This window comes from Sphingomonas montana (genome assembly GCF_001956315.1).
In the GTDB taxonomy this organism is placed as follows: Bacteria; Pseudomonadota; Alphaproteobacteria; order Sphingomonadales; family Sphingomonadaceae; genus Sphingomonas_R; species Sphingomonas_R montana.
Genome location: NZ_MOLY01000029.1, coordinates 41,365 through 55,821, shown reverse-complemented (window position 1 = coordinate 55,821; position 14,457 = coordinate 41,365). Strand labels below are relative to the sequence as shown.

The window sequence follows — 14,457 nt, the reverse complement described above, 5'->3', positions numbered from 1 at the left end:
CTCAGGCATCCTCGCGGATCAGGCCGTGACGGAACAGCATGGCGGTGGGATCGGCATCCCGCCCGCGGAACGCGCGGAAACTGTCGGCCGCCGGTCGGGTCGCCCCGCGCGACAGAACTTCCTTGCGCAGGCGGTCCCCGGTCGCCCGGTCCACCACGCCGGCCTCCACGAACGCCGCGAAGCCGTCCGCCGCAAGCTGTTCGGCCCATAGGTAGCCATAGTAGCCCGCCGCATAGCCGCCGGCGAAGATGTGACTGAAACCGTGCGGAAAACGGTGCCACTCCGGCGGATGGATCACCGCCACCTCTTCGCGCACCGCCTTGATGACCTCGACAGGATCGCTGCCCATCGTGCCGAGGTGGAGCAACAGGTCGAACAGTCCGAACTCCACCTGGCGGACGATGAACATGCCCGCCTGGAACCGGCGGGCGGCGATCATTTTTTCGAACAGCTCGGCCGGCAGCCGATCGCCCGTCACATGATGCCCGGACATGTCGGTCAGGACATCGCGATCCCACGCGAAATCCTCCATCAACTGACTCGGCAGTTCGATTGCGTCCCATTCGAAGCCGTTGGTTCCGGCGATGCTGGGGCGATCGACCCGCGTGAACAGATGGTGCAGGCAGTGCCCGGTCTCGTGCAACAGCGTGGTCACGTCGCTGTGACTCAGCAAGGCCGGGCTGTCCTCGCTGTTGGGCGCGAAATTGCAGACCAGATAGGCCACCGGCACGCGGACCGCATCGCCGTCCGCCAGCCGTGGTCGCGCCTGATCCATCCAGGCCCCGCCGCGCTTGCCCGCACGGGCATGAAGGTCGAGGTAGAGGCCGGCAAAGGTCGTGCCGCCATCATCGACCACGTCGAAATACCGGGCATCCGCATGATACAGCGAAACGTCGTTGCGCTCGATAAGACGGATGCCGAACAGCCGGTCCAGCAACGTCTGCCATCCGGCAGTGACCCGATCGACCGGGAAATAACCGCGGACCGTCTGCTCATCGACATCGTAGCGCGCCCGACGCAGGCGGTCGGCGACATAACCCGCATCCCAGGGACTGAAGTCGGCGATACCGAGTTCGGCCGCAGCGAAGGCGCGCATCTCGGCCACGTCGCGCTCGGCCGCCGGCTTCGCCCGCGCTCCGAGATCGCGCAGGAACGCCAGCACTTCGGCACCATTTGGGGCCATCTTGGTCGCGAAGGACCATGCGACCGGGTCGGTGAAACCCAACAGCTCTGCCGCTTCGTGACGCAGTTCGAGGATGCGTGCGATCCGGTCCGAATTATCGAACTGCCCCGCATGGGGCCCCTGGTCCGAGGCGCGTGTGTGATAGGCATGGTAGACACGCGCGCGCAGATCGCGATTTTCGGCGAAGGTCAGGATCGCAGCGACACTAGGCTGCTGCAACGTCACCCGCCAGCCGTCCTCGCCCACGGCGGCGGCCGCCTCGCGAAACATCGCCAGATCCACGTCGGACACGCCCGACAGGATCCGCGGATCGGTTATCGTCTCACCCCACGCCTGCGTCGCGTCGAGCACCGCGCTGCCGAACGCGTTGGCCAATGCCGACAACTCGATGGAGTTTGCCTTGAACCGGTCCCGCTCCGCCGGATCCAGCGCCACGCCCGACAGGGTGAAGTCGCGAATGGCGTTTTCGACCGCGATCCTGTCGGCGTCGCCCAGCGAAGCGAAGTCGGGGGATACGGACAAGGCGACCAGGACGTCGTACAGGTCGCGGTTCTGCGAAACCTGAACGTTGTTCTCGACAATCCGCTTCTGTGCTTCGGCGTGGGCGGCGCGCAGTTCGGGCGTATCGGCGACCCCCTGCAGATGCGACACGCCGGACCACAACGCATCGATCGCGTTGGTGGCCCGCTCCAGCGGCAGCCAAACCTCGGCGAACGTCGTCGGCCGTTCGGCCACGAGCGTTGCCACCACCGCCCGGTGCCGGTCGATCGCCGCGTCCAGGGCGGGCGGGATCGCGTCGGAGGTCAGGTCGGCGAACGGCGGCAAGGCCATCGGATCGAGCAGGTTCTGGGCAGCAACGGTCATGACAGCTTCCTTCAGCATTCGACGACATTGACGGCCAGGCCGCCAAGCGAGGTTTCCTTATATTGCGAGCGCATGTCCTCGCCGGTCTGGCGCATCGTCTCGATCACCTGGTCGAGGCTCACGATGTGGCGGCCGTCGCCGCGCAATGCCAGATAGGCCGCATTGATCGCCTTGATCGCGCCCATCGTATTGCGTTCGATGCACGGTATCTGGACCAGCCCACCGATCGGGTCGCAGGTCAGCCCCAGATTATGTTCCATGCCGATCTCGGCCGCGTTCTCGATTTGCGCGTTGGTACCGCCCAAAGCGGCGACCAGCGCTCCGGCGGCCATCGAACAGGCCACCCCGACCTCACCCTGACATCCCATTTCCGCCGCCGAGATGGACGCCCGCTTCTTGTACAGAAACCCGATCGCCGCCGCGGTCAGCAGAAAGTCATGCGAACCCTTTTGGGTGGGCTCTGCCGTAAATGTCTCGTAGAATTTGAGAACCGCCGGCAGCACGCCGGCGGCGCCGTTGGTCGGCGCGGTCACGACGCGCCCGCCCGCCGCATTCTCCTCGTTCACCGCAAGCGCGTAGAGGCTGACCCATTCGAACACCGCGGAAGGATCGGCGGCCGTGTCGCGCCCCTCGAGCCCCTGATGCAGCGCCTTCGCCCGGCGCGGCACCTTCAGCCCGCCGGGCAGTATGCCGCCCTGTCGACACCCGCGATCGATCGAGGCGAACATCGCTTCGCGTACGGCAGCGACGAACCGGTTGGTATCCGCATCTGACCGCCACGCCCGCTCGTTGTCCCGGACGATGTCGGGGATGGACAGCCCCGTCGCCTCGCCCGTGGCAAGCAGTTCGGCCGCGCTGGAGAATGGCCGCGGCAACGCGATGTTGGTCTTCGGCGGCCCCCGTCCGGCCTCGACGATCGCGCCACCGCCGATCGAGAAATACGTCCGGTCGATATGCCGTCCGTTCTTCAGCAAAGCGGTGAACATAAGCGCGTTGGGGTGACCGGCTAGAAAGGTTTTTGGGTGAAACAGCAGGTGCTGGCTCTCCTCGAACCGGATCTCGCATTGTCCCGCCAGCATGAGGCGACCGGTCGATCGAATCGCGGCCAGACGATCCGGGATCAGGTCGGGCTCGATCGTCTCGGGTTCCGCGCCGCCAAGTCCCAGCATCACCGCATTGTCGGTTGCGTGACCGCGCCCTGTCAGCGCCAGGGATCCATAGAGGTCAACCTGGATCGAAGCCGGTTCGGCATCGATCACGAGTTCGGCGAAGGCGAATGCCGCACGCATCGGTCCAACGGTGTGCGAACTCGACGGACCGATCCCGATCGTAAAGAGATCGACGACGCTCAGAGCCACCTTGCAGTCGGGCCGGGCACGCTGCCGGCCGACTTGCCGATCGCGGATCAGGTCGGTCATGGGTCTACACGCGATCCTTCACGCCATCCCCTCGGGTTGGCGGCGCCTTGCGTGCTGGCAATCATACCAGCAACGCCCGGTCATCCGCGCCTTCGGCCGCGATCGCGTGCGCGTTGTGCCCCGCCAGATACCGTTCCGCTTCCAAGGCCGCCATGCAACCCATTCCAGCGGACGTGATGGCCTGCCGGAACACCTTGTCCTGCACGTCGCCGGCCGCGAAGACTCCCGGAACGCTGGTCCCGGTCGAACCCTGTGCAACGAGGATGTAGCCTTCGTCGTCCATGCGCAGCTGCCCGGCAAACAGGGACGTCGCGGGATCGTGCCCGATCGCGACGAAGAGACCGTCGACGGAGATTTCGCTGAGCCCGCCATCAACCGTACTTCGCACGGCGACGCCGGTGACGGTCTTGCCATTGCCGAGCACCTCGGCGACCTCGGCGTTCCAGACCATCTCGATCTTCGGGTTGGCATGCAGCCGCGCCTGATTGGTCCGGTCCGCGCGCAGGCTGTCGCGGCGATGGATCAGGTAGACCTTCTCGGCAAAGTTCGTAAGGAACAGCGCCTCCTCAACGGCGGTGTTTCCGCCGCCTACGACCGCGACCGTCCGGCCGCGATAGAAGAAGCCATCGCAGGTGGCGCACGCCGAGACGCCGCCCCCCAGATATCGTGTCTCGCTTTCGAGCCCAAGCCAGCGCGCGGAGGCGCCCGTCGCGATGATGATGGTGTCCCCGGTGTAGCGTCGTCCCGAATCACCGACCGCCAGGAACGGCCGCTGCGTGAGGTCGACCTCCATGATCATGTCGGAGACAAGCGCGGTCCCAACGGCCTTCGCCTGCTCGGCCATGCGGGCCATCAGTTCGGGGCCGGTAACCCGGATGTCGCCCGGCCAGTTTTCCACATCCGTCGTGATGGTCAGCTGCCCGCCCGGCTGCATGCCCTCGATCTGGACGGGGTCGAGCGCCGCCCGCGCGGCATAGACTGCGGCGGTATAGCCCGCAGGTCCCGAGCCGATGATCAGAACCTTGGCATGAACCGATTCCGTCACCGCAAACCCTCCCAACAACCCGATGGTTACGGTTGATACCAGATTTCTCGATTACGTAAAGCGTGTATTGAACAACAGCCCGCGAGTGGGGCCAGGAATGTTGAAGGCGACCGCCTACACGGATCGACGCGATGGTTCGGTCAGCCCTCAGTTTCTGGGTGACACGCGCGCAAACATCGCGGCGCCCCCCCCATCCCGCATCCGGGCGACGATCGCCTGGTCGCGCGGCACCGGCGTCCCGGCAAAGCCGGCGAACAGGACGCGCATCTCGGCAAGGCGATCGCGATTCAACCGGTAGATGACCAGCTTCGCGTCCTTCCGGGTGTGCACGAGGTCCGCCTTGCGCAGGACGCCGAGCTGCTGGCTTAGCCCGGGCTGACCTACCCCGGTCGCCTGTTCGATTTCGCCGACCGAGCGTTCGCCGTGGATCAGGACACGCAGCAGTGCCAAACGCGTGCCGTGCGCCAGCGCACGCAGCAGGTCGGCCGCGGCATCGAGATCGAGATCGAGATCGAGTGACCCTGAATCTGCCATGACTTAACTCCGGTCCCGAATGGGCCGATAGAACCAGTCGCTTCCGGATTCGGCGGCCAGGACGTCGGCCAGATCGTGGCTTGGAACGGCGAGAAGGTCGTCTCCCGCGGTCCAGCCTTCGGGTGCCAGAACGCCGCCATCCTGAACCCGTTGCAAGGCCGTGACCAACCGCAGCATTTCCTCGACCGACCGTCCGACACTGGCCGGGTAGCAGGTCGATGCGCGCAATATGCCATCCGGGTCGAGATAGTAGCTTGTGCGGACCGCGCTCGCATCCATCGCGTTCGGCGCGACCATCCCATAGGCGCGCGCGATCTCCAACGTCGGATCCTCGATAATCGGAAACTCGACGACGACGTCGAACCTGTCCTTGATCGCACGGATCCAGGCCAGATGCGAGAAGAGGCTGTCGACCGACAGGGCCATCAACGCGCAGTCGAGAGCCGCGAAGCGATCGCCTGCACGGGCGATCGACACGAACTCGCTGGTGCACACCGGCGTGAAGTCCGCCGGATGCGAAAACAGCACCAACCAGCGACCGCGGAAGTCCGAGAGCGACACGACGCCGCGGGTAGAACGCGCTGTGAAGTCAGGCGCCTCCTCACCCAGACGCAGGGGAGAGCAAGCCGGTAACGGTTCTGAAGACACGCGGGGACCCTTTGTGCGGAGACCACCCTTGTCGCCGCTCGCTTCCGTTGACGCAACATCCTCCCTTGATTACACGATATGTGCAACCATTTAAGGGTCGAGTCGCCATGGTCCCGCCTGACGAACCGCTGCAGGCGTCCACGGAGGTTGCAAACCAGGTGCTTCAAGGCATGATGCCAACGCCCATCGTGCATGCCCTGTTCGACGAGCCGACGAACACCATCAGCTACGTCGTCCATGATCCCCGCACGCGGGCAGCCGCGATCATCGACAGCGTCCTGAACTTCGATGCCGCCGCCGGTCGTACCGATACCGCCTCGGCCGATAGCCTTATCGCCTACGTCGAGGCTGAGAAGCTACGCGTCGAATGGCTGCTCGAGACGCATGTGCATGCCGATCACCTTTCGGCCGCGCCGTATCTTCAGAAGCGGCTGGGCGGGAAACTGGCCATCGGACGCGAGATCGTCACGGTGCAGGATGTGTTCGGCAACATCTTCAACGAAGGAGGTGACTTCAAACGCGACGGCTCGCAGTTCGACCGACTTTTCAACGACGGCGATCGCTTCGCGGTCGGATCGATCGAAGCCGTAGCGTTGCACGTGCCCGGCCACACGCCCGCCGATCTGGCCTATGTGATCGGCGACGCGCTATTCACCGGCGACACGCTGTTCATGCCCGACTACGGCACCGCGCGTTGCGACTTTCCGGGCGGCGATGCCCGGCTGCTCTACCGCTCGATCCGCCGCCTGATGGATCTCCCGCGCGCGATGCGGGTCTTCCTGTGCCACGACTACAAGGCGCCCGGCCGGGACCGCTTCATGTGGGAAACCACGATCGGGCTGCAAAGCGACGCCAACGTCCATGTCCATGCCGGGATCGACGAGGAGGCGTTCGTCGCAATGCGCACCGCACGCGACGCAACCCTGTCGATGCCAAAGCTGATCCTTCCGTCCATCCAGATCAACATGCGGGCCGGTCATCTGCCGGAACCGGAAACGAACGGTACACGGTATCTCAGGATCCCGCTGAATGCGCTGTAGCGCGCACCGGAAGGCGGATGCCGCCGCAAGTATCGACCGATGCCGAGGATCGGAGGCACCGCCTCGGTCAAGTGCGCGGTCGTCTGTCGACAAGGCCGACCGACAGGCGCTCGCCCCCTTCCCGCCTCTGACGACCCAAACAGGAGAGGTTCGATGAACCCGAAGACGCTAGACGATCGTCTGCTGGTAGCGGGCCAGCTTTCTCCTTGCGACATCGATCGGGCCGCAGACGCCGGTGTCCGCCTGATCATCAACAACCGGCCTGACGGCGAGGAACCCGGCCAGCCGACCTCGGCCGAGCTGGCAGAGCGCGCCCGCGCGCGCGGCGTCGCCTATCGCCATATTCCCATCGCAAGCGGCACCTTCGACGATCGGTCGGTTGCGGCCTTTATCGAGGCGCTTCGCACAACGGATGGCGACACGCTGGCCTTCTGCCGGAGTGGGACACGTTCGACGACGTTGTGGGCACTTGGCCAGGCCGGACGCCGCCCGACCGCCGAGATCCTGAAGATCGCACAGCGGGCAGGCTATGATCTCTCGTCTCTTCGCGCGCGGCTCGGCGCGAAGACGGGGGCCAGGACATCCGGCGCACCGACCGGCAGCGGCATCATGCGCTACGACGTCGTCATCGTTGGGGGCGGCGCCGGCGGCATTTCGACGGCTACCTCCCTCCTGAGGCGTGACGCCGCGTTGCGGATCGCCATCGTCGAGCCCCGCACCGACCATTTCTATCAGCCGGGCTGGACGATGGTGGGGGCTGGCGTCTTCGACGCGAAATCTACGCGACGAACCATGGCTTCCGTGATGCCGAAGGGCGTGACGTGGGTGAAGGACGCCGTCGCGACGTTTGAACCCGACCAGGACAGTGTGACGACCGCTGCGGGCACCGTTCTGCGGTATCGTGCCTTGGTCGTGACACCCGGGATCCAGCTCGACTGGGATGGGATAGCCGGCCTTTCGGCAACGCTCGGTCGTAACGGGGTGACGTCCAACTATGGCTACGACACCGCGCCCTATACCTGGCAGCTGGTGCAGCAGCTCCGGGACGGTGTCGCGCTCTTCACGCAGCCACCGATGCCGATCAAATGCGCCGGCGCACCGCAGAAGGCGATGTACCTCTCGTGCGACGAATGGGCCAAACGCGGCGTGCTCGAGACGATCGACGTCGGCTTTCACAATGCCGGTCCTGTGCTGTTCGGGGTCAAGGACTACGTCCCGGCGCTGATGTCCTACGTCGATCGCTACGCCATCGACCTGAACTTCGGATCGACCCTGGTTGCCGTGGACGGCCCGACGCGGACGGCCACGTTCCGCGAGAAGGCAGGCGAGGTCACGCGCCGCTTCGACATGCTCCATGTCACGCCGCCGCAGAAACCGCCGACGTTCATCGCCGACAGCGCGCTGGCCGATGCTGCCGGCTATGTCGACATGGACCCCATGACCCTGCGCCATGTTCGTTATCCGAACGTTTTCGGGCTGGGCGACGCCGGGTCGACGCCGAACGCCAAGACCGCCGCGGCCGTCCGCAAGCAGGCTCCGGTCGTCGCCGTCAACCTGCTGGCGACCCTGGCCGGCGAGCCTCTTGTCGCCGGCTATGACGGTTACGGTTCGTGCCCGCTCACGGTCGAGAAGGGCAGGATCGTGCTCGCCGAGTTCGGCTACGGCGGCAAGCTCCTGCCGAGCTTTCCGAAGTGGCTGATCGACGGGAAGCAGCCGCAGCGGCTGCCCTGGCTCCTGAAGTCTGCGGCCCTGCCCTGGATCTACTGGAACGGTATGCTCAAGGGGCATGAATGGCTCGTCGCACCCCAGCCGCTGGCTGCCGGTGTACGGCAGACCGCCTGACGATGTCGCTCGAACCGTTACAATATGCCCTGGGCGCGCTGTCAGGATCGCTGGTCGGTTTCACCCTCGCGCTGGTCGGCGGCGGCGGTTCGATCCTGGCGGTGCCGTTGATGGTGTATCTTGTCGGCGTCGCCAATCCGCACGTCGCCATCGGCACATCGGCGCTGGCGGTCGCCGCAAACGCTGCCACCGGACTGATCGGACATGCCCGCGCCGGAACCGTGAAATGGCGCTGCGGGCTGATTTATGCAGGCGCAGGCGTGATCGGCGCGCTGTGCGGTTCGACCGCCGGCAAGGCGTTCGATGGGCATAAACTGCTCTTCCTGTTCGCGATCGTCATGATCGTCGTGGGCGTGCTCATGCTACGCGGTCGTCGCGCGCTCGGCATTCCGGGCGCACAATGTAACCGCGCCAACGCTCCCAAGGTGGTTGGACTTGGAATGGCAACCGGTGTCTTCTCCGGCTTTTTCGGCATCGGCGGCGGGTTCCTGATCGTGCCGGGGTTGATCGCCTCGACCAGTATGCCGATCATCAACGCCGTCGGCACCAGCCTGGTCGCGGTCACCGCCTTCGGGCTGACGACCGCGTTCAACTATGGGTTGTCGGGACTGGTCAACTGGACGCTGGCGGGCGTCTTCATCACCGGTGGTATCGCCGGCGGACTGGGGGGTACGGTCGCCGCACGACGGCTGTCGGGCAGTGGGCAGCTCACAACCGTCTTTGCCGTGCTGATCTTTTCCGTGGCAGGTTACATGATCTGGAAGAGCGCTGCAGCCCTTGCCTTATCCTGACAGGCTCTTGCTTGCGCGAAGCGCTCGGGGACAAGCCGATCCACGACGAAACGGCAGACGATGCCGCGCGTTGGGGACGGATGCTTACCCTGAAGTTGTTCACCACCATGTCCCTGATGGCTGCGGCCTCCACCAGCCTGTCGTCGATGCGATGGGAAAAGCGCGTGTTGCTCGTCAGCACCCCCGGCTCGGGCGATCCGGCCCTCGAGGAACAGCGCCGGATCCTGGCAAAATGGAAGCGGAGTGCGGCCGAACGCGATCTCGCTGTCGTCGAGATCGTGGGCGACACGGTGTCGGGCACGAACGATCCGGCACCCACGATCCGCAAACGTTACGGTCTCTCGGCCGCCGGCTTCATGGTCGTCCTCATCGGCAAGGACGGCGGCGTCAAGCTCAGCCGAACCTCGCCGATCCCCGCCGCTATTCTCGAGAAAACGATCGACGCCATGCCGATGCGGCGGTCTGGCGAACGCTAGCGCGACTGGAGCGCCACCTGCGGCTCCTTTCTCTAGCGCATCACGGACAGGATATCGTCCACGCTGCCGACCGCGAACGCCGAATACTCATCGGCAATCGCATAGGGCAGCAGAATCCGCCGCTTGTGGAGCAATGCGCCGCAGCTGTACGTCACGTTTGGAACATAGCCGCCACGCTGTTCCCCGCTCGGAAACAGCAGCGGCGAGGGGGTCCGCCCCAGCACCTTGCTCGGATCGGCCTTGTCGAGCAGGCAGGCGCCGACGCAATACCCCCGGACCAGCCCGACGCCGTGGGTGAACACGAGCCAGCCCTCGTCGATCTCGATCGGCGACCCGCAATTGCCCATTTGGACAAACTCCCATGGGTACTGCGGGCCCATGATGATCTTGCCCGTGTCCCAATGCCGCATGTTATCGGACCGTAGCAGCCAGATATTCTCGTTATCCTGCCGGCCCAGCATCACGAACTGCCCGTCGATCCGCCGGGGGAAGAGCGCCATCCCCTTGTACGACGACATCGCGCCCGTCAGTGCCTGCATCTCGTAGGTTCGCAGGTCGATGCCGCGCAGCAGTTCCGCACGCGCATCGCGCCCATCGAATGCCGTGTACGTGCCGATCATGCTCTGCGTGCCGTCATCATCGGTAAAGCGAACGAGGCGCAGATCCTCGACCCCCTGCCGCTGGCTCGGCAAGGTCGGGAAGATCACCGTCTCCGAAACGTCCTCGCTGTCGTCGGACCGCAGCCGAACCCAGCCGGCATCGTCGTCCTGCTCGATCCGCGGCGGCACGCCTTGCGAGCTGGCCGGATCGATCACCAGGCCTTCCTCGCCGTCCCACGTCCCCGACCGGAAGGTGACCGAGGAGATATGCCCCTCCCCTACGCCGCGCAACGACAGAAGGAAGGCGATGCTGTCGTCGTTTGGTTCCTGATCCAGGACCGGCACGATCGACGGGTTGAACAGCGCGGCGCTCTCGAAGGCATACTCCTGGCTGAAATAGGCGCCGATCAGCAGCCGGTCGCACTCCGCCTCGACCACGACGCCCAACTCGTCCTTTACCTGCTCGAAGCGCCGCAGGAACACCTGATCGACGTTCCGGTGGCGCGACTGCATTGCATCATGGAGTAGCTCCAGCATCCGCTGGCGCATCTCGGCCGGTTGCGCCATCAGGCGTGCCGCGACCGCTTCCGACCGGGTCGGCCGTCCCTCGGCAAAGGCATCGGGATAATTGAAGCTGAAAGGCCGGATGACGGTACGCGCCGGGTCCGGTTTCAACTCCAGATCAAGCGTCTTGAACACGTCCGCAGCTTCCATTTCTCGGCCCTCGCTATCAACTCGACGGCAAAGCGCAGCGCAGACCGGTTCGATCCGTACCAGCCGATATTCCTCGCAAAGATTGATCGAAGGTGACACCGAGCCGGACGCCATCGTCGAGACGTTGCCGGACAACGACCTTTTCAGTTCGGTGCCATCCTCCGCCCCGCCCACCGTTGATCCGGCTCACGGCAACACCGACTCATTTGTCGACATCTGTGTAAGATAACGACGCGTCCTTAAGCGGACACTTGTTCAGGCAGGACCGCCCTTCACTTCGCGCGGAAACATTTCGTAACAATCAGGAAACCGAAACTGAACAATTCCGTTCAGCCTCGCGTCGCTCGACCGCTCTAAAGCGACTGCGGAGTTCATCCGCTCAAGTCTATCCTGGAGAACGTGAATGGCCCCTGTGGCAGCTACCCCGGGCCGAGCGAGCTTTCCCGACCACCCGCCGGCAACGCGCACGCTGGATGCGCTGAACTTCTTTCTGGCCGACGTCCGCGACGGGCTAGGTCCCTATCTCGCCATTTACCTGCTGGTCGTGCGCGGGCCTTCGCATGGCTGGAACGAGGCGACCGTGGGGATGGTATTGACCATCGCCGGGATAGTCGGGCTGCTCTCGCAGACGCCGGCGGGCGGGCTGATCGATCGCGCGAAGAACAAGCCGCGGATCGTGATCGTGGCCGCATTGCTGGTGACGTTGAGCAGTCTGTCGCTGCCGGTCGTCTCCGGCTTCACGATGGTGACAATTACCCAGTCGATCGCGGCGGCGGCTGGTGCGCTGTTTGCCCCTGCGATCTTGGCAATCTCGCTGGGGCTCGTCGGGCCAAAGATGTTCGCCAAGCGCGTCGGCCGTAACGAGGCGTTCAATCATGCAGGCAACGCGGTCTCGGCAGCACTTGCCGGCGTGCTGGCGTGGAAGTTCGGCCCGGTGGTCGTGTTCTGGCTAATGGCGGGGCTGACCATCGCGAGCGTCATCGTGTCGATGCGGATCGATGAGAAGGACATCGACAATGCCGTCGCGCGCGGCCTCGACTGCGAGCCCGCAGAAGGCTGCGAGGAGCCGAGCGGTTGGAAGACGCTGCTGGAGAACCGCGCGCTGATGATCTTCGCGGCGGTTGCGTTCACGTTCCACCTGTCGAACGCGGCGATGCTGACCTCGGTCAGCCAGCTGCTCAGCCGCACCGTCGGCACCGATAAGGCGACCTCGCTCACGGCCGCCTGCATCGTCGCGGCGCAGCTGGTCATGGTGCCGGTCGCGATCGTCGTCGGGCGCAATACGGAACGCTGGGGCACCAAGCCGATCTTCCTTGTCGCATTCGCCTTCCTCGCCGCGCGGGGTGCGCTCTATACCGTCTCGAACGATCCATGGTGGCTGGTCGGGGTTCAGGCGCTGGACGGGATCGGTGCGGGCATCTTCGGTGCGCTGTTCCCGGTGATCGTCGCCGACCTGACTCAGGGTAGCGGGCGCTTCAACGTTAGCCAGGGCGTCGTCTCGGCGGTGTTCGGATTGGGTGCCGCGCTGTCGGCAACGCTCGCCGGGGCAATCATCGTGTGGGCGGGCTATACTGCCGGCTTCCTGACGCTCGCGGGGATCGCCGCTGCGGGCTTCGTCCTGTATCTCGTCGCCATGCCGGAAACGCGCAGGTGACGGGCACGTCGTCGCCGAGCTGGGCCCATAACGAACGCGACGTCATCGACGTCCTCGTTCGTGGCGAGGCCGACATTCCCCGGGTTGGCCTGCCGATCGCGCCGGGCCGCGACATCTACGGCATCGGCGCCCGGCCCGCGTCCGGCATTCCTGGTTGCCAGCTCGGTCCCGACGAGAACGGCAAGCGCTGGTGATCCTGGCGACCGGTGCCACCTGGGGGATCTGCGCCGCATCCATCGCCGCGGTAATCGCACGACCATTCCGTTGGCCCGAAGCGATCTGGGCGGTCGCAGGTGCGGTACTGCTGCTGCTGTTCGGGCTGATGCCCTTCGCCGCCGCGGTCGGCGCGGTCGCCAGGGGAATGGACGTTTATCTCTTCCTGATCGGCATGATGCTGCTGAGCGAGGTAGCGCGCGCGGAAGGATTGTTCGACTGGGTCGCGGCGACCGCGGTGATCCATTCCCGGGGCTCGCCCGCACGACTGTTCGCCTTGGTCTATGTGACCGGAATCTTCACGACGACCTTCCTCTCTAACGACGCGACCGCGGTGGTGCTGACGCCCGCGGTCTATGCCGCCGCACGGAAGGCGAGGGCCGATCCGATGCCGCTGCTGTTCGCCTGCGCGCTGATCGCCAATGCCGCCAGCTTTGTGCTGCCGATATCCAACCCTGCCAACCTCGTGCTGTACGGGGGGCATATGCCGCCGCTCGGACAATGGTTCGCCTCGTTCGGGCTGCCGTCGCTGGCATCGATCCTCGTCACATTCCTCGTGCTGCGCTGGGTCGAGCGCAAACGGCTTGCCGGCACCTGCCTCAGCGACGTCGCGCGCACGCCTCTGACGACCGCTGGCAAAGCGGCGTTCGTCGGCATCGTCGCCACCGCGATCCTCCTGCTGATTGTGTCCGCGCTCGACATGGAACTTGGCTTGCCGACCATGATCGCGGGGATCACGACAACGCTGGCGGTCTGCGCGATTGCGCGGTCATCGCCGCTGCCGCTGCTGAAGGACATTTCGTGGAGCGTGCTGCCGCTCGTCGCGGGACTGTTTGTGCTGGTCGAAGCGTTCGATTTGACCGGGGTGATCGGCTGGGTCGCGCAAGCGCTACGCATAGCGTCGGCCGATCCGGTCCAGGCGTCGCTAGTGTCGGGGGCGACCCTGGCGGTGGCGTCGAACCTGATGAACAATCTTCCCGCCGGGCTCGTCGCAAGCACCGCAGTGGCACAGGCGCAGCCGCCACGGCTGGTCGTCGACGGGCTGCTGATCGGCATCGATCTGGGTCCGAACCTGTCGATCACCGGAAGCCTGGCGACCATCCTGTGGCTGCAGGCAATCCGCCGCGAGGGCGGGGATGTCGGATTCTGGCGCTTTTTCAAGGTCGGCGCGGTGGCCATGCCTCTGACGCTCGCCGCGGCACTCGGCACGCGCCTTCTGCTTGGATGACAGTAGCACTCGAGACGAAATGACCCACAGAACTGAAAACATTGACCCAGATTGGCGATACTCGCGGACCGTCTTCGGCTTCCCGGTTCCGACCGCTTGTTCATATGGATTCCAGGGAATGGTATCAGGCGATCGATCCAAGCGATGCGTCGGCAGCTTTCCAAGAATGATCGGACGGGCATTCGCTGATGGCCATCGCCCGAAATTC

The 14,457-nt window shown here is 65.1% G+C and carries 13 protein-coding genes; 7 read left to right on the top strand and 6 right to left on the bottom strand.

The window, feature by feature from the left end; translation table 11 throughout:
- Nucleotide 1: 1 nt before the first annotated feature.
- The 5 genes from BKY59_RS08370 to BKY59_RS08350 form a co-directional block, all read right to left on the bottom strand.
- Nucleotides 2-2,047, bottom strand: coding sequence for a M3 family metallopeptidase (locus tag BKY59_RS08370; protein WP_076070631.1), 2,046 nt, complete (start codon nucleotides 2,045-2,047; stop codon nucleotides 2-4).
- A gap of 11 nt (nucleotides 2,048-2,058) precedes the next feature.
- The gene (locus BKY59_RS08365; protein ID WP_076070560.1) at nucleotides 2,059-3,465 is read right to left on the bottom strand and encodes an L-serine ammonia-lyase; all 1,407 of its coding nucleotides are present in this window, start codon (nucleotides 3,463-3,465) and stop codon (nucleotides 2,059-2,061) included.
- A 61-nt stretch (nucleotides 3,466-3,526) separates the two neighbouring features.
- Nucleotides 3,527-4,510: a thioredoxin-disulfide reductase gene (gene trxB / locus BKY59_RS08360; protein WP_129586298.1), complete on the bottom strand. Its 984-nt coding sequence runs from the start codon at nucleotides 4,508-4,510 to the stop codon at nucleotides 3,527-3,529.
- Between the two features lie 147 nt (nucleotides 4,511-4,657).
- Nucleotides 4,658-5,044 carry an ArsR/SmtB family transcription factor gene (locus BKY59_RS08355; RefSeq protein WP_076070558.1) on the bottom strand — a complete coding sequence of 129 codons (387 nt, stop codon included), beginning with the start codon at nucleotides 5,042-5,044 and terminating at the stop codon, nucleotides 4,658-4,660.
- Nucleotides 5,045-5,047: 3 nt separating this feature from the next.
- Nucleotides 5,048-5,692 (bottom strand): peroxiredoxin, encoded by a 645-nt coding sequence (locus BKY59_RS08350; protein WP_076070556.1) that lies wholly within the window; start codon nucleotides 5,690-5,692, stop codon nucleotides 5,048-5,050.
- A 170-nt stretch (nucleotides 5,693-5,862) separates the two neighbouring features.
- On the opposite strand from BKY59_RS08350, the gene BKY59_RS08345 reads away from it, so the two are divergent.
- The 4 genes from BKY59_RS08345 (at nucleotide 5,863) to BKY59_RS08330 (ending at nucleotide 9,841) form a co-directional block, all read left to right on the top strand.
- Nucleotides 5,863-6,732 (top strand): MBL fold metallo-hydrolase, encoded by an 870-nt coding sequence (locus BKY59_RS08345; protein WP_240500031.1) that lies wholly within the window; start codon nucleotides 5,863-5,865, stop codon nucleotides 6,730-6,732.
- A 153-nt stretch (nucleotides 6,733-6,885) separates the two neighbouring features.
- On the top strand, nucleotides 6,886-8,574 hold the full coding sequence (locus tag BKY59_RS08340) for a bifunctional protein tyrosine phosphatase family protein/NAD(P)/FAD-dependent oxidoreductase (protein WP_076070553.1): 1,689 nt from the start codon (nucleotides 6,886-6,888) through the stop codon (nucleotides 8,572-8,574).
- Nucleotides 8,575-8,576: 2 nt separating this feature from the next.
- Nucleotides 8,577-9,365: a sulfite exporter TauE/SafE family protein gene (locus tag BKY59_RS08335; protein ID WP_076070551.1), complete on the top strand. Its 789-nt coding sequence runs from the start codon at nucleotides 8,577-8,579 to the stop codon at nucleotides 9,363-9,365.
- A gap of 11 nt (nucleotides 9,366-9,376) precedes the next feature.
- Nucleotides 9,377-9,841 carry a DUF4174 domain-containing protein gene (locus tag BKY59_RS08330; protein ID WP_240500030.1) on the top strand — a complete coding sequence of 155 codons (465 nt, stop codon included), beginning with the start codon at nucleotides 9,377-9,379 and terminating at the stop codon, nucleotides 9,839-9,841.
- Between the two features lie 32 nt (nucleotides 9,842-9,873).
- Here the strand turns inward: BKY59_RS08330 and BKY59_RS08325 are convergent, their stop codons facing one another.
- Nucleotides 9,874-11,154, bottom strand: coding sequence for a glycoside hydrolase family 130 protein (locus tag BKY59_RS08325; RefSeq protein ID WP_076070549.1), 1,281 nt, complete (start codon nucleotides 11,152-11,154; stop codon nucleotides 9,874-9,876).
- Nucleotides 11,155-11,557: 403 nt separating this feature from the next.
- On the opposite strand from BKY59_RS08325, the gene BKY59_RS08320 reads away from it, so the two are divergent.
- From BKY59_RS08320 to BKY59_RS08310, 3 genes are read left to right on the top strand one after another with little or no spacing between them, the layout of a single operon-like run.
- The gene (locus tag BKY59_RS08320) at nucleotides 11,558-12,808 is read left to right on the top strand and encodes an MFS transporter (RefSeq protein ID WP_083671980.1); all 1,251 of its coding nucleotides are present in this window, start codon (nucleotides 11,558-11,560) and stop codon (nucleotides 12,806-12,808) included.
- Nucleotides 12,805-13,002 carry a hypothetical protein gene (locus tag BKY59_RS08315; RefSeq protein ID WP_076070547.1) on the top strand — a complete coding sequence of 66 codons (198 nt, stop codon included), beginning with the start codon at nucleotides 12,805-12,807 and terminating at the stop codon, nucleotides 13,000-13,002. The genes BKY59_RS08320 and BKY59_RS08315 overlap by 4 nt, the downstream gene beginning before the upstream one ends.
- Nucleotides 12,999-14,249 (top strand): arsenic transporter, encoded by a 1,251-nt coding sequence (locus BKY59_RS08310; RefSeq protein ID WP_076070546.1) that lies wholly within the window; start codon nucleotides 12,999-13,001, stop codon nucleotides 14,247-14,249. Before BKY59_RS08315 ends, BKY59_RS08310 begins: the two co-directional genes overlap by 4 nt.
- Nucleotides 14,250-14,457 lie beyond the last annotated feature (208 nt).